Below are 16002 nucleotides of genomic sequence, written 5' to 3'. Positions count from 1 at the left end.
GAATATGCTATATTATTTTTTCCAATATTTAGAAAACAATTTTGATGTTCCAGGAGCTGGGTTATTCCAATTTATAACTTTTCGTTCTGCATTAGCTATTATATTATCGTTACTTATTTCTACAGTTTTTGGAAAAAGAATTATTAATTTTTTAAGAAGACAACAAGTTGGAGAAACAGTAAGGGAACTTGGTTTAGAAGGTCAAAAAGAAAAAGCAGGAACACCTACAATGGGTGGAATTATAATAATTATAGCAACACTTGTGCCTGTTTTACTATTAGCAAAGCTAGATAATATTTATGTTATTCTGTTGATAGTTACTACACTTTGGATGGGAACTATCGGGTTTATTGATGATTACATCAAAATATTCAAAAAAGACAAGCAAGGTTTAAAAGGAATTTTTAAGGTTATAGGTCAGGTTGGTTTAGGATTAATTGTAGGTTCAGTTTTGTATTTCAACGAAGGTGTTACAGTAAGAAAAGATACTGCAGAAACTAGAATTACCGCTTCTAATACAGCATTGAAATCTATGTTGGAAGAAAAATCAACAGCAACTACAATTCCTTTCTTCAAAAATAATGAGTTTGATTACGCTGAAATTTTAAGTTTCATGGGTGATGGATATGAAAACTGGGCTTGGATAATTTTTATTCCAGTAGTAATTTTTATCATCACAGCGGTTTCAAATGGAGCAAATTTAACAGACGGAATTGACGGTTTAGCAGCAGGAACTTCAGCCATTTCTGTATTAGCATTAGGGATTTTTACATTCGTTTCGGGTAATATTATTTTATCAGATTATCTCAATATAATGTATATCCCAAATTCTGGTGAAATGACAGTTTATATTGCATCATTCATTGGAGCATTAATCGGATTTCTTTGGTATAATTCTTATCCAGCTTCAGTTTTTATGGGTGATACAGGTAGTTTAACTATCGGTGGTATCATTGCTGTTTTAGCTATTTCTGTTCGTAAAGAATTATTACTACCAATTTTATGTGCCATCTTTTTTGCTGAAAATTTATCGGTAATCATACAAGTTAGTTATTTCAAATACACTAAAAAACGATTTGGTGAAGGTAGAAGAGTTTTCCTCATGTCTCCATTGCATCATCATTATCAGAAAAAAGGATATCACGAAAGTAAAATTGTAACGCGTTTCTGGATTGTTGCTATAATGCTTTCAATTCTAGCAATTGTAACCTTAAAACTAAGATAGTATGAAAAGACTCGTAATACTTGGTGGAGGAGAAAGTGGTGTAGGAACTGCAATTCTTGGTAAGAAAAAAGGATATGATGTTTTTGTGTCAGACTTTGGAAAAATAAAAAGTAATTACATAGAAGTTCTTGGATTAAATAAAATAGAGTGGGAAGATGGGAAACATTCAGAAGATTTAATTCTGAATGCTGATATAGTAATGAAAAGTCCAGGTATTCCAGAGAAAGCTCCAATTGTGAAAAAGCTCTTAGAAAAAGGGATTCCAGTGATTTCTGAAATAGAGTTTGCCTACCAATATACAAATGCAGTTACCATAGGAATTACAGGAAGTAATGGCAAAACAACAACAACTATGTTAACCTATCATTTGTTAAAACAAGGTGGTTTAAATGTTGGTTTAGCTGGAAACATTGGAAAAAGCTTTGCATGGCAAGTAGCAGAAGATAAAGTTGATGTGTATGTATTGGAGTTGAGCAGTTTTCAACTAGATGGAATTATAACTTTTAAGCCACATATAGCTGTTATTACAAACATCAGTCCTGATCATTTAGATCGATATAATTACGATTATGGATTGTACATAGAATCAAAGTTCAGAATAACAATGAATCAAACAGAAGAAGATTATTTAATATATGATAATGATGATGAAGCCATTTCATTTTGGCTAAAAAATAATAAATCAAAAGCCAAAAAATTACCTTTTTCACTAACAAAAAAAATAGAAGAAGGAAGCTATTTAGAAGACAAAACCCTTTATAATATCACAAACAACAAACAAATCAATATGCCAACATCAAATTTATCGCTAGACGGAATGCACAATGTGAAGAACGCTATGGCTGCAACAACTGTAGCTCAGCTGATGAACATTAGAAAACAAACAATCAGAGAGAGTTTGTCAAATTTCCAAGGAGTAGAACATCGTTTAGAAAAAGTACTAAAAATTGAAAACGTTCAGTACATAAACGATTCAAAAGCTACAAACGTTAATGCCACCTTTTTTGCCCTAGAAAGTATGGAAACACCAACAATATGGATTGTCGGTGGAGTTGATAAAGGAAATGACTACACAGAGTTGATGCCTTTAGTAAATGAAAAAGTTAAAGCCATCATTTGTCTTGGAGTTGATAACAAAAAAATTATCGACTCATTCAACAATATTGTAGATGTAATGGTAGAAACTTCTTCAATGGAACAAGCTGTCAAAGTGGCTCAAAAAATTGCAGAAAAAGGAGAAACTGTTTTGTTATCACCAGCCTGTGCAAGTTTTGATTTATTTGAAAATTATGAAGACAGAGGAAACAAATTTAAAAGTGCAGTAAGAGGATTATAATGAACAATATTATTAATAACTTAAAAGGAGACAAAGGAATTTGGGCACTAGTATTTTTACTAGCTCTAATTTCTTTTATGCCAGTATATAGTGCAAGTACAAATCTTGTCTATGTTATTGGTAAAGGCTCTACTTTGGGTTATTTAGTAAAACATTTAGGTCATTTATTTCTTGGTTTTTGCATTATTTATTTTGTGCACAAAATGCCTTATCATTACACTAAAGCATTATCATTATTGCTGATGCCCTTAGTAGTAGTTTTGTTGATTTACACCATGTTTCAAGGCACAACAATTGGAGGAGCAAATGCAAGTCGTTGGATAAGTATTCCTTTTATAGGTGTAAGTTTTCAAACGTCTTCATTGGCTTTTATTGTATTAATGGTTTATGTAGCAAAATATTTAGCCAAAATTAAGGAGAAAGAATTCACTTTCAAATCGTCATTGATTGAATTATGGATGCCTGTTTTTTTAGTATTATTATTAATTTTACCAGCTAATTTTTCAACCACAGCATTAATATTTGCAATGGTTTGTATGTTGGTTTTTATTGGCCAATATCCAATTAAGTATTTGGCAACAGTCATTGGTGCAGGAATTGTAATGCTAACGTTGTTCATTTTAATGGCAAAAGCATTTCCAGATGCAATGCCTAATCGTGTAAAAACTTGGGAAAGTCGAATTGAAAGATTTACTAGTGATAAATCAGATGAAGATAATTACCAAATTGATAAAGCAAAAATAGCAATTGCTTCAGGAAGAATTTACGGACTTGGTCCAGGAAAAAGTGTACAAAAAAACTTTTTGCCACAATCTTCTTCTGATTTTATTTATGCCATTATTGTAGAAGAATACGGACTTATAGGAGGACTTGGCATATTGTTCGTCTATATGTTATTATTCTTCAGATTTATAGTCTGTGCACACAAAGCTTCTTCCTTTTATGGAAAGTTATTAATAATAGGATTAGGTTTTCCAATAATATTTCAAGCCTTAATTAATATGGGAGTTGCGGTCGAACTTTTACCTGTAACTGGACAAACTTTACCTTTAATAAGTAGTGGTGGAACTTCCATTTGGATGACCTGTGCTGCAATAGGGGTTATACTAAGTGTGAGTAAAAAAGACGAAGAAGTAGCCGCTGATATGCAAGAAGCTGAAAAACGAAATGAAGCTCTACAGAGAATAATTGATAAAGAAATTCAACTCGAAGAAGAAAGAGAAGAACAAGAAGATAAAGAATTAAAAGAAGAATCTAATAAAAATCCATTAGAACCCATATTAAATCAATAACAATGAGTACCAAAAAATTCATAATCAGTGGTGGAGGAACAGGAGGACACATTTATCCTGCAATTGCTATTGCTAATGAATTAAAAAATAAATTTCCAGATGCTGAGTTCCTTTTCGTAGGAGCAAAAGACAAGATGGAAATGCAAAAAGTACCACAAGCAGGATATAATATTAAGGGACTTTGGATTGCGGGTTTACAAAGAAAATTAACATTAAGAAACGCAATGTTTCCATTTAAGTTAACTTCTAGTTTGTGGAATTCTTATTTGATTCTAAAAAAATTCAAACCAAATGTAGTTATTGGAACTGGGGGTTTTGCTTCTGGTGCAGTACTTAAAATGGCAAACATTTTGAATGTTCCAACAGTAGTTCAAGAGCAAAATTCTTATCCTGGTATAACCAATAAATTATTAGCTAAAAAAGCAAGTTCAATTTGTGTGGCTTATGAAAATTTAGAACGTTTCTTTCCAAAAAATAAAATCAAATTAACAGGAAATCCAGTTCGTCAAGATTTGATTGGAGTTGAAAGTAAAAGAGATGAAGCTTTTGATTATTTCAATTTAGATAAGACAAAAAAAACACTTTTAGTTTTAGGAGGAAGTTTAGGAGCTAGAAGAATAAATCAATTGTTAGCTAAAGAAATTGATTTCCTTTTAGAAAATAACATTCAAATAATCTGGCAATGTGGAAAATTATATCAAGAACAATATAAAAAACACAATGTCAATAACGTTCAAGTTGTTTCTTTTATTGACAGAATGGATTTGGTTTATGCAGCAGCAGATTTTATAATTTCTCGTTCTGGTGCTTCGTCAGTTTCAGAATTATGTATTGTTGGAAAACCAACGATTTTTATTCCTTCTCCAAATGTTGCAGAAGATCATCAAACGAAAAATGCAAAAGCCATTTGCGATAAAAGTGGAGCAATTTTAATAAAAGAATCTGAATTAGATACTGATTTTGAAACAGTTTTTAAAGATTTGATTTCCAATGAAGAAAAGCAAAAATCTTTAAGTCAAAATATAAAAAAGTTAGCAAAACCAAATGCTACAAAAGATATAATAGAAGAAATTGTGAAACTGTTGAACTGATAAATCGTTTAACTATTAAATACTCAATTCAACAGTTAAACAAATAAACGATTAAACATTAAAATGAACCTAAACCAAATACATAACATTTATTTTATAGGCATCGGAGGAATCGGAATGAGTGCTCTTGCTCGATATTTTAAAAATATTGGGAAAAATGTTAGCGGTTATGATAAAACAGAAACGCAATTAACAAAAGAATTGCAACAAGAAGGTGTTGAAGTTCATTTTGAAGACAATATAGATTTGATTCCTAAGGATTTTTATATGGAAAATACGTTAGTTGTAATCACACCAGCTGTTCCTGTTTTATTGGCTGAATGGAATTATTTTATCGAAAGAAAATTCATAATTAAAAAACGTGCAGAAGTTCTTGGGTTAATTACCGAAGATACTTTTTGTTTCGCTGTTGCAGGAACTCACGGAAAAACCACAACATCAAGCATTCTAGCTCATATTTTATTGGATAGTGGTTTGGATGTAACCTCTTTTTTAGGTGGAATTGTAGAAAATTACAATTCAAATTTAGTAGGCAACGGAAAAACCATTACTGTAGTCGAAGCTGACGAATTTGATCGTTCTTTTTTACATCTTCATCCAAATATTGCTTGCATCACTTCAATGGATGCTGATCATTTAGATATTTATGGTGATGCAAATGCTATTGAGGAAAGTTTTAGAGAATTTGCAGATAAAGTTGAAGATAAATCTAAACTGTTTTATGCAAATGGTTTGGTTCTTGATGGTGTTTCTGTAGGTGTTAATGATAATGCAAAAATCAGTGCTCAAAATATTAAAATTGAAAACGGTTATTATGTTTTTGATGTAAAATTTGGTGATGAATTAATTGAGAATATCCAATTTGGATTACCAGGTCACCATAATTTATCAAATGCACTTATGGCTTTGTCTATGGCAAAAACTTATGGTGTAGAAACAGCTAAAATCAAAAAAGCATTAGCTTCTTTCAAAGGGATTAGAAGAAGATTTTCTTTTCAAATTAGAGAAGAAAAACTGACTTATATTGATGATTATGCACATCATCCCACAGAAATAAATGCAGTACATCAAGCGGTTACTGAATTATTTCCTAATAAAAAAGTGTGTGCTGTTTTTCAACCTCATTTATTCAGTAGAACAAAAGATTTTGCTGATGATTTTGCCAAAAGTTTATCAAAGTTTGATGAAATTCTATTAATGGAAATTTATCCAGCTCGAGAATTACCAATGGAAGGAATTACATCGACTTGGTTGTTGAATAAAGTAGAAAATAAAAATAAAAAATTAATAAGTAAAGATGAATTATTTGTCGAAATTAAAGCATCTGATGCAACAGTTTTCGTAACAATTGGAGCTGGTGATTTAGGGGAAATGGTTCCTCAAATAAAAAAGACGTTAAGTGAAAAAATTGAATTGGAATAATATACGCTTAGTACTTATTGTAGTGCTAATGATTTTCTTGTATTCTTTCTCTGGAATCAAAAACCAAGAGCGAAAAATACAGAAGATAAGTGTAGCTTTTGCTGATGATGATTTTCCGTTTTTGAACGAAACAATGGTTAATAACTTGTTAATACAAAATTTTCAAGGCACTTCCAAAGTAAAAAAAGAAAGGGTAGATTTGAAGAAGCTAGAAAATTTATTGAATGCCAATAAATACGTAGATAATTCTGAAGTTTTTTGTTCAATTGATGGGATTCTAAATGCTAAGATCAAACAAAAAAAACCAATTGTTAGGGTTATAAATGAGAATGGCTCTTATTATTTAGATAGTAAGGGAGATAAAGTTCCTTTGTCGGAAAACTTTACACCAAGAGTTCCTGTTTATTTTGGAATAGTAAATGAAAATGAATTGAAAGGGCTTGTTAGCATTTTTGATTTTATTGATAAAGACGAAATGTTAAAACAAAACATTGTCGATATAAAAAAATCTCAAAAAGGAAATATAATTTTTTCTGTTAGAGATTATAATTACAAAGTGATTTTTGGAACAGAAGCCAATATGGAAACCAAATTCAAGAATTACAAAGCGTTTTTACAACACGCAACAAAAGATACATTGATTAAGAATTATAAGTCAGTCAATTTGATTTTTACAGAACAGGTAATTTGTGCTAAATAATTTGGGTATGGGAAAAGATAACATAGCAGTAGGATTAGACATCGGAACAACAAAAATTGTTGCCATGATTGGTCGTCAAAACGAATACGGTAAACTTGAAATTCTAGGAATAGGAAAGTCAAAAAGTTTAGGGGTACATCGTGGTGTGGTAAATAATATCACACAAACTATTCAGTCTATCCAACAAGCGGTTCAAGAAGCAGAAGCAAACTCAGATTATAAAATCAACGATGTTGTGGTCGGAATTGCAGGTCAACATATTCGTAGTATTCAACATAGCGATTACATTAGTAGGCCTAATGCAGAAGAAGTAATTGGTGATGCAGATATTGATCAGTTAATTGGTCAAGTACATAAATTGGCAATGTTACCTGGAGAAGAAATTATCCACGTTTTGCCACAAGAATTCAGAATTGATGGTCAAGCCGAAATAAAAGAACCTGTAGGAATGTACGGTTCAAGAGTGGAGTCTAGTTTTCATGTGGTAGTGGGTCAAGCCGCTTCAATAAGAAATGTTGGCAGATGCATCAAAAGTGCAGGTTTAGACTTGTCGGGATTAACCTTAGAACCATTGGCTTCAGCTGATGCTGTTTTAAGTCAAGAAGAAAAAGAAGCAGGTGTTGCTTTGATAGATATAGGTGGTGGAACAACAGATTTAGCGATTTTCAAAGATGGAATCATTCGTCACACAGCTGTAATTCCTTTCGGAGGAAATGTGATTACAGAAGATATTAAAGAAGGTTGCTCAATCATCGAAAAACAAGCCGAATTATTAAAAGTAAAATTTGGTTCTGCTTGGCCAGGAGAAAATAAAGACAACGAAATTGTTTCTATTCCTGGATTAAGAGGTCGTGAACCAAAAGAAATTTCACTTAAAAATTTATCAAAAATCATTCACGCTAGAGTTGTGGAAATTATTGAACAAGTTTATGCTGAAATCAAAGAATATGGTCACGAAGACAATAAGAAAAAATTAATTGCAGGAATTGTGTTAACTGGAGGAGGTTCTCAATTGAAACACATCAAGCAATTGGTAGAATATATAACTGGAATGGACACCAGAATTGGATATCCTAATGAGCATTTAGCAGGAGATTCTGATGAAGAAATTTCAAGTCCATTATATGCAACTGCTGTTGGTTTAGTAATGAATAGTATTAGAAATAATACAAAAAGTGCTACACCATTAGTAGAAATGAAAAAAGAAGAAGTTGTAAAACAACCAGAAATCATTGTTGAAGATGAAATAATTGACAATGAAATGGTGACTTCAAACAATGACACAGAGAGTACAGAAGGAAAAGTAAAACGATCATTCTTTGATAAGTATATTGAAAAAATCAAAGAATTTTTAGACAATGCAGAATAATTAAAACCCCAAAAATATGATGAACGACTCAGAATTTGGAAACATTTCTTTTGATTTACCTAAAAATCAATCGAACGTAATTAAAGTAATAGGTGTTGGTGGTGGTGGAAGCAACGCAATCAATCACATGTTCAAACAAGGAATTAAAGGTGTGGATTTTATAATCTGTAATACAGATTCTCAAGCGCTTGCTAATAGTCCTGTGCCAAATAAAATACAATTAGGTGTGAACCTAACAGAAGGTCTTGGTGCTGGAGCAAATCCAGAAGTTGGACAACAATCTGCTATTGAAAGTGTAGATGAAATCGAAAAAATGTTAGATACTAACACAAAAATGATTTTCATCACGGCTGGTATGGGTGGAGGAACAGGAACAGGTGCTGCACCAGTTATTGCTCAATTGGCTAAAGAAAGAGATATTCTTACTGTTGGTATCGTTACAATTCCTTTCCAATTTGAAGGGAAAGTGCGTCAGGAACAAGCATTACAAGGAGTAGAAAGACTACGTAAACAAGTAGATTCTCTTATCGTAATCAATAATAATAAATTAAGAGAAGTTTACGGTAATTTAGGTTTCAAAGCAGGTTTCTCAAAAGCTGATGAAGTTTTAGCAACCGCTTCTAGAGGTATTGCTGAAGTAATTACGCATCACTATACTCAAAATATTGACCTTAAAGATGCTAAAACAGTTCTTTCTAATAGTGGTACAGCTATTATGGGTTCTGCAGTAGCTTCTGGAGATGATAGAGCAAAAATTGCTATCAAAAGCGCATTGGATTCACCTTTGTTAAATGATAACAAAATAACAGGTGCTAAAAATGTATTGTTGTTAATTGTTTCTGGTTCGCAAGAAATTACTATAGATGAAATTGGAGAAATCAATGATTTCATTCAAACAGAAGCAGGTTTCAACGCGAATATTATTATGGGAGTTGGTGAAGATGAGTCGTTAGAAGAGTCAGTTTCTGTAACTATTATCGCAACAGGTTTCAATGCTGAACAGCAACATGAAATCGTAAATACAGAGCCAAATAAAATTATTCATTCATTAGAAGACGAACAAAAAATTGTTAAAGATCTAATTGATAAGGCAAATTTTAATATTGAAGTTGAAGCAGAAGAGGTGAATCCTATACAAGCTGAGTCAACTTCATCATTTACGGTACAAGAAGAAACTATAGTTTCTGAAGAAAAAGAAGAAAAAATCGTTTTTTCATTAGAAGAAGCAACAGAAGAATTCAATACAATTGTTGCACAAGAGAATGAGCTAATTGAAACAACTGAAGCATTGAAAAACATCAATGTTACTTTTGAAATTATTGCACCTCAAGCTAAAGAAGAACCAGTTTTTGAAATTACTTCTTCTCCAAAACCAATTAGAGAAATCGAAGTGGTTGAGCCTGAATTTGTAGTAGCAAAAGAAGATGATTTATTATTCTCTTTAGATATGTTTGAAACAAAATCAGAAGAGAAAAAAGAAAATCAAATTGTTTTCAATCTTACAGATGAAACAAAAGATATAGTAGTGAATGAGCACGTTGAATTTATTCCAGTTACTGAAGTAGAGAAAAACGGAATCATTAAGCATTCTTTAGAAGAATATTTAGAAAAAGAAAATGAATTATTGGCAGCCAAACCATCACAAGTTTCTGAACCAATCAATCCTGAACTAGATATCAAGGTAAATACTGTTGAAGCAAGTGAAACTTCTGAGCCAATTTCTAATTTGGAAAGCAGAGATTTAACAGAATTAACAATTGAAGAAACATTACGTCTACGTACAGAAGAACGCAAGCGTAAAATGAAAGAATTCAATTATAAATTCAATACAAATTCTCGTATAGACGAAATAGAAAGACAACCAGCTTACAAAAGAATGGGAGTGGATTTAGAGTCACCAGAATTAAACAATAATAAGTCTAGAATGTCTCTAGGAACTGATAGCAACGACGATCCCCAATTGCGTTCTAACAATTCTTTCTTACACGACAATGTAGACTAACGCTCCGTAAACTTAACCTCCAAAAAAACTCGTATCGTTTCATTTTAACGTTACGGGTTTTTTTAATTATATTTGCATCGGTTTTTAGTGAAACTATTTCAATTTTAAAATTAACAAATAATCATAAAAAAATGAGTTTATCTACTAAAATTATGGACAGTATGAAAGAAGCTATGAAAGCTAAAGATACTGTTGCCTTAGAAGCTTTAAGAGCAGTAAAATCAGAACTTTTGTTAGCTCAAACATCAGGTTCTGCTGATGAACTTACTGAAGAAGATGAAATCAAAATTTTACAAAAATTAGTAAAACAACGTAAGGATAGTGCTAATATTTTTGCGGAACAAGGAAGAAATGATTTAGCGGAACCAGAATTGACTCAAGTAGCTGTAATTGAAAAGTTTTTACCTGCACAAATGACTGAGACTGAAGTTGAAGCAGCAGTAGCTAAAATCATTGCAGATGGTGGTTTCTCTGGAATGGCTTCAATGGGTCAAGTAATGGGAATTGCTTCAAAACAATTGGGTGGAAACTCAGATGGAAAAACAATTTCTACTATAGTTAAGAAATTATTAGTTTAATTTAAAAGTACGAATTACGAAGTAAAAACTAAATGAATTCAACTTCGTACTTTTTACTTCGTACCTCGTACTTATTTTGGCTTCGTAGTTCAACTGGATAGAATGACGGATTTCGGCTCCGTTGGTTGCAGGTTCGAACCCTGCCGAAGTCACAATTGGTTAAAATTTAACAATTGCCGTTGTCTTTAGCCAGCGGTTTTTTTATGAAATTAAATCGGCTTTAGCCAAAATTAATTCAATTCTATTTCTACCCAGATAGGTATATGATCAGATATTTCTTCTGCTGATTTTAAGTCTTTGAAATCTTTGTAAAAATGAATTACGTCACAATTTTTGACTTTTATTTTAAAAGTATTGTACCAAATATTATCAAATTCGGAGGCTAAGCAGACGTTTTTTTTACATTCTTTTTTCAGGGTAGTTTTTTGATTTTTAAATACAGAAGCATAGCCCATTTTCTTTAAAGGATTAAAAACAGTGTGAGATTGTGGGCAATTAAAATCCCCAATAAACATTAGGTTCAACAACGGATATTCTAAAGGCAAAAACTTGAAATATTTGATTTCTGTTTCGGGTTGTTTGCTCTTGGTTATAGCATGAAAATTTACAAGAGTTACTGATTTATCATTATAACTGAATGTGCAATAATAAGGTTCTCTGTCTATTTCTAGATTGTACTTTTTTTCCAACCAAGCTTCCCCTGTTTTTTTTACCGAACTTGTTTTCCATAAAAATGCGTAGCGTTCTGTTTTGTAACTGCTTCCGGTTGTGGGTTCACTTACAACATAATCCCATTTTGAGCCTTTTCTGCTGAGTTCTTCTGCTAGTTTTGCTACTGCTTGTGTGCCACCATAACCTGCAACTATTTCTTGCAAAGCCACAACATCATAGTTTTTTAAAGTTTTTGCAATGTAAGTAATCGTAGAATCTGATTTAGATTTGCCTAAGTTTTCTACATTCCAAGAAATGATTTTTAGTTGGGAAAATGCGGCAACATAAATAACTAAGAAAAGGAAACATAATAACTTCTTCATGATGCTAAAATACTATCAATCTTCCCAACCACAAAGCGTAAGGCCAAGATTTTGAGCATCAGATTTTGATTTCTTTACGATTTGATGTTTACAAGCATTTAATCCTCTACAGGTTTTGGAGTAATGGTATTTTTTGGCATTTTTTGAATCACATATGTAAACTTCACTAACAACATAAGTTTGAAAGTTTATAGTAAATAGGAATAGTAGGGTTATTAGTGCTTTCATCTGTTAAAAATAATAATTTTAATTAGTTTCAATTAGAAGCATATAAAAAAAACTCTAAAGCTACTTATTGCTTTAGAGTTTTAAAACAGTTATTGTTTATTTCTTAACTTTTTCAAGAATTGTAGACTGATTGGTCTCTACTCGATTAATTACAGCAGGTCTGACTTCTAGTAATTTAATGTCTTTTTCTTCTATAGTTCTGAAGTTTTTATAGAAAGCTAACCAACCTGTTACTGTTAAGTCGGTTTTCCCGTTTTTGGTTTTTGATTCAAATTTTGGCTCCACTAATAAATCAGCATTGTTTTCGTTTAGCAAATTTCGTACTATTTCGTTTTTAGCTGCTTCTAAACTTTCCATACTTTTCAAAGTAATAGTTTTTGTTATTTTTTGCTCTTGTACATCTAAATCTGCAATTACGGGTTTGTGGATAACTCCAACTCCAGAAATGTCAATTGTTTTTGCGGTTCCTGTTTTTACCGTTTGACAAGAAAAAACTGTTAATGATAACAATGCTAAAGTGTAAATTTTTAGTTTCATTTTATTGTGTTTTTAAATTATTTCTCAAACATATTAACATTACAAATCAAATCCTTACGGAAAACCGTAAAAGACTAAAATAATTTTGTGAATATTTCTTTTTGGAACTTAATTATTTTTTCTGAGTTTAGATGTGTAATATTCGTTAACTTTATAAAGTATATCATATTCATCATACCAATAACTTATATGGTTTTTGCTTCTTTTAGAATTCATATCATTATTATGACTAAACATTAAGCCCATTTTTTTTGCCTCTTCGCAACTTTTAATAACTCTGAATCTGTGATAAAAACAGATGATTATAAACCTAATTATTTTAGTCATAACTAAAAAAAAATAATTATATAAATTACTTAAATAGAGTCTATTTTTCTTAATTTTTTATTAGCTACAATTTGTTAAAGAAGGAAAGCAAAACTCCAAAGCTTCCTGTCACTTTAGAGTTTTTTTGCAATCCATTTTTAACTAACAAACAATTAATTAAAAAATTATTCAACTTCGTAATGAGTATATGATGCTGCGCAACAATATTTGCATCCATTGGCATTAGGAAAGTCCTTTATTGCTTCTTTCAAAGCAGCTATTTCGTTTTGAAATTCTCCAATATATTTGGCATTTATAATAACAGGCACATATAAACAAAATTCATTATGCAGTACGTTGTCTCCGTTTCTTTTTTGGACAATATCAATGTAATAGCGTTTCATAAACTTGATGTGTTTGGTATTATTTTTCAAATTTAAGAAGACTAGAAAGATTGATTTTACGGGAAACCGTAAAAAAGGATATTTTTTGGTAATGGATAATTGGAGATGTGCTATATTAAGCCTAGGTCTTTTACTATGGCTATTAGGTGAACTGTATTGTTGGCTTTGAAATAGTCTTTTAGTTTGCTTATTCTTTTTTCAATGGTAGATTTACTATTGGGCTCAATTCCTAGTTCTTTGAATTTTGCGTCCATTTTATCTTGTGCCACTCCATTGGCTAATTGCTGTATCAATTGAATATCATAATTGTCAATTTTGTATAATATTTTGTCTTGAAGAATATAAGATAAATTAGGTGCAATATAGTTTTGGTTGCTTTCAAAAACTTTTTTTATGGCTTTTTTGAGTTCAGGCAAACTGTTTCTTCCTTTTAAAACAAAAGCATTGATATGTAGGTTTTCAAAAAGAGATTTGATGCGAGTAGGTTTTTCGTCAACTGAAAAAACAATTATTTTTATATTGGGTTGAATCTCTTGTACGGCTGCAATTAACGCCTCACCTGAGTTTAATTGATTGGGTCTAAAATCTTCTTTAAAAGATAAATCAGTTATCAATAATTGATATGGAGCATTGTCTTGTATGCCTTTTTTTATTTTTAACAACGCATCATCGCAATATTTTACATACTCTACTTCTTCGATGTTTACTTCATCTAAAGTTGTAGCAACAGCTATGTTGATACTGTCTAAATCTTCTGCCAATAGTACTTTTGTAAACATAGTTAAACGGTTTTATTTAGGAAAAACAATTTTTGCTTTAAATCCTTTTTGGGATTCTGTTTCAAAAGTAAAGGTTCCTTTTATAGTTTTAATACGGTTTTCCACATTTAGTAATCCGTTTTTAAAATGGATTTTGTCAGAACTTCCAATTCCGTTGTCTGAATAATTAATTTCATAAGTTTTATTTTTTGATTCAAAACCAAGCACAACAAGGCTGCTTTGGCTGTGTTTTTTCATGTTAATCAAAAGTTCTTGAAGGATACGGTGTATGGTTATTTTAGTGTTTTTTTTGATTGTATTCCAATCAATGGCATCAAAATTTTTAAGAATGATGTTTGTTTGGTCTGTATCATAACTAGAAATGAGATTAGATAAGTTTTCTTTAAAATTTTTACCGGTATCGATTTCGCTATTTTCTAAAGAAATGTTTCTTGTTCGGTTATAAATGGTTTCAATTTGATTTAAGAAGTTTTCTTTTTTGTTTTCATCTGATAAATCTTGGGTTTCGGCATAGGTCATGGTGTTGTATACATCATTTGCTAATTCATCATGAAGTTGTTTTGAAATGCGAGTTTCTGTTTCGTAAGTCGATTTTTGTAACCTTCTTTTGTTTTTGGAACGGATTAGAAAGAAAATTAGAATGGTGATGGCTCCAAATGCTAGAAATAAATATGTTATGAATTCTTTTTCTACTTCCAATTTTTCGTTTTTCTCTAAAGCGATTTTAGAATCGTATTTTATTTTTGAGAATTCGTTTTTGGCTGTTTGTCTGGCTTTGGTTACGCTATCGTTTATGTTTAAATAACGTTCAAAATCTTTGAAAGCTTCTTTGTTGGTAGGGTTTTTTATCATTAAATCCAACGCTTCTAATTTGTCATCAGCACTATTAACTGCTGTGGCTGCTAGTAAAGCCTTCTTGGCAAATTCTTGTGATAATGTTGGATTGTCTTTTAAATGGAAATTTGATAAATGCATTTGGGAAGCAATCTTTTCATAATTATCCCCTAAACTATCTCTGATTTTAAGAGATTCATATAACAATGGTTTGGCTTTTTCTAGATTTCCATTTTTAAAATAAGCATAACCCAAGTTGTCAATTATTTTTGCATATTCTTTTTTTGCATGAACTAACGTATCTGATTTTAATACTGGAGTAAGTGTTTCAATAGCTTTGTTGTATTCTTTTTGTTCTAATTGAATTACAGCAATATTGTTTTGGATTATTAATATTTCTAATTCTGAAGAACTATATTTTGAGGCTAAATTATAATTTTCAATGGCAGCTTTATAGTCATGCTTTTCTTCATAAGCAATGCCAAGGAAATTGTATAAATGTGAATTATACTTAGTTTCATTACTTAAAGCTAATGCATTTGTAACTTCTTCTTCTAAACCATTAAAATCTGATTGTATGTTGTAGATATAAGATAAAAATAAGGATACATAGATTTGTTCTTCAACTGGTTTTGATTGTCCAATTGTTTGGGCTTTGTTGAAATATACATAAGAACTGTCATAATTTCCATTTGTGTATGAAGTATGTCCTTTTAGTTTTAATTCTTGAAATTCATCGGATTCAGAATTATTTATTTTTTCTTTATTGCAAGAAAAACATAGTATCAATAACAATAAAATCGGGAAATGTTTTATGTGATTTGTCATTTCCCGAAATTAGTAAAAAATAATAATATTTAACCTA

General features: G+C 31.0%; 15 protein-coding genes and 1 tRNA gene. 10 read left to right on the top strand and 6 right to left on the bottom strand.

Features of this window, described 5'->3' with window-relative positions; all coding sequences use genetic code 11:
* Positions 1-4 precede the first annotated feature (4 nt).
* From mraY to AABJ49_RS04485, 10 genes are all read left to right on the top strand, one after another.
* On the top strand, positions 5-1225 hold the full coding sequence (gene mraY, locus AABJ49_RS04530; protein WP_338376400.1) for a phospho-N-acetylmuramoyl-pentapeptide-transferase: 1221 nt from the start codon (positions 5-7) through the stop codon (positions 1223-1225).
* A 1-nt stretch (position 1226) separates the two neighbouring features.
* Complete coding sequence (murD, locus tag AABJ49_RS04525) at positions 1227-2561, top strand: UDP-N-acetylmuramoyl-L-alanine--D-glutamate ligase (protein ID WP_338376398.1); 1335 nt, start codon at positions 1227-1229, stop codon at positions 2559-2561.
* The gene (locus AABJ49_RS04520) at positions 2561-3853 is read left to right on the top strand and encodes an FtsW/RodA/SpoVE family cell cycle protein (protein WP_338376396.1); all 1293 of its coding nucleotides are present in this window, start codon (positions 2561-2563) and stop codon (positions 3851-3853) included. Before murD ends, AABJ49_RS04520 begins: the two co-directional genes overlap by 1 nt.
* 2 nt (positions 3854-3855) lie before the next feature.
* Positions 3856-4944: an undecaprenyldiphospho-muramoylpentapeptide beta-N-acetylglucosaminyltransferase gene (gene murG / locus AABJ49_RS04515; protein ID WP_338376394.1), complete on the top strand. Its 1089-nt coding sequence runs from the start codon at positions 3856-3858 to the stop codon at positions 4942-4944.
* 63 nt (positions 4945-5007) lie between these two features.
* On the top strand, positions 5008-6366 hold the full coding sequence (gene murC / locus AABJ49_RS04510) for a UDP-N-acetylmuramate--L-alanine ligase (protein ID WP_338376392.1): 1359 nt from the start codon (positions 5008-5010) through the stop codon (positions 6364-6366).
* Positions 6344-7066 carry a cell division protein FtsQ gene (locus tag AABJ49_RS04505; RefSeq protein WP_338376390.1) on the top strand — a complete coding sequence of 241 codons (723 nt, stop codon included), beginning with the start codon at positions 6344-6346 and terminating at the stop codon, positions 7064-7066. The genes murC and AABJ49_RS04505 overlap by 23 nt, the downstream gene beginning before the upstream one ends.
* 7 nt (positions 7067-7073) lie before the next feature.
* Positions 7074-8435: a cell division protein FtsA gene (ftsA, locus tag AABJ49_RS04500; RefSeq protein ID WP_338376387.1), complete on the top strand. Its 1362-nt coding sequence runs from the start codon at positions 7074-7076 to the stop codon at positions 8433-8435.
* 16 nt (positions 8436-8451) lie between these two features.
* Positions 8452-10437: a cell division protein FtsZ gene (gene ftsZ, locus AABJ49_RS04495; protein ID WP_338376386.1), complete on the top strand. Its 1986-nt coding sequence runs from the start codon at positions 8452-8454 to the stop codon at positions 10435-10437.
* Between the two features lie 131 nt (positions 10438-10568).
* Positions 10569-11015, top strand: coding sequence for a GatB/YqeY domain-containing protein (locus AABJ49_RS04490; protein WP_338376383.1), 447 nt, complete (start codon positions 10569-10571; stop codon positions 11013-11015).
* A gap of 78 nt (positions 11016-11093) precedes the next feature.
* Positions 11094-11167 (top strand) — tRNA-Arg (locus AABJ49_RS04485).
* Between the two features lie 78 nt (positions 11168-11245).
* Here AABJ49_RS04485 and AABJ49_RS04480 read toward each other — a convergent pair.
* The 6 genes from AABJ49_RS04480 to AABJ49_RS04455 form a co-directional block, all read right to left on the bottom strand.
* Positions 11246-12049 (bottom strand): endonuclease/exonuclease/phosphatase family protein, encoded by an 804-nt coding sequence (locus AABJ49_RS04480; protein ID WP_338376381.1) that lies wholly within the window; start codon positions 12047-12049, stop codon positions 11246-11248.
* A 15-nt stretch (positions 12050-12064) separates the two neighbouring features.
* The gene (locus AABJ49_RS04475) at positions 12065-12277 is read right to left on the bottom strand and encodes a hypothetical protein (protein ID WP_338376379.1); all 213 of its coding nucleotides are present in this window, start codon (positions 12275-12277) and stop codon (positions 12065-12067) included.
* Positions 12278-12373: 96 nt separating this feature from the next.
* Positions 12374-12814: a hypothetical protein gene (locus tag AABJ49_RS04470; RefSeq protein ID WP_338376378.1), complete on the bottom strand. Its 441-nt coding sequence runs from the start codon at positions 12812-12814 to the stop codon at positions 12374-12376.
* Between the two features lie 491 nt (positions 12815-13305).
* Positions 13306-13524 (bottom strand): hypothetical protein, encoded by a 219-nt coding sequence (locus tag AABJ49_RS04465; protein ID WP_338376376.1) that lies wholly within the window; start codon positions 13522-13524, stop codon positions 13306-13308.
* Between the two features lie 110 nt (positions 13525-13634).
* Entirely contained in the window at positions 13635-14303 is a 669-nt protein-coding gene (locus AABJ49_RS04460) for a response regulator (RefSeq protein WP_338376374.1), read from the bottom strand.
* 12 nt (positions 14304-14315) lie between these two features.
* Positions 14316-15965: a hypothetical protein gene (locus tag AABJ49_RS04455; RefSeq protein WP_338376373.1), complete on the bottom strand. Its 1650-nt coding sequence runs from the start codon at positions 15963-15965 to the stop codon at positions 14316-14318.
* Positions 15966-16002 lie beyond the last annotated feature (37 nt).

It is taken from the genome of uncultured Flavobacterium sp. (assembly GCF_963922255.1).
In the GTDB taxonomy this organism is placed as follows: Bacteria; Bacteroidota; Bacteroidia; order Flavobacteriales; family Flavobacteriaceae; genus Flavobacterium.
This window is presented reverse-complemented; position numbering and strand designations above follow the sequence as displayed.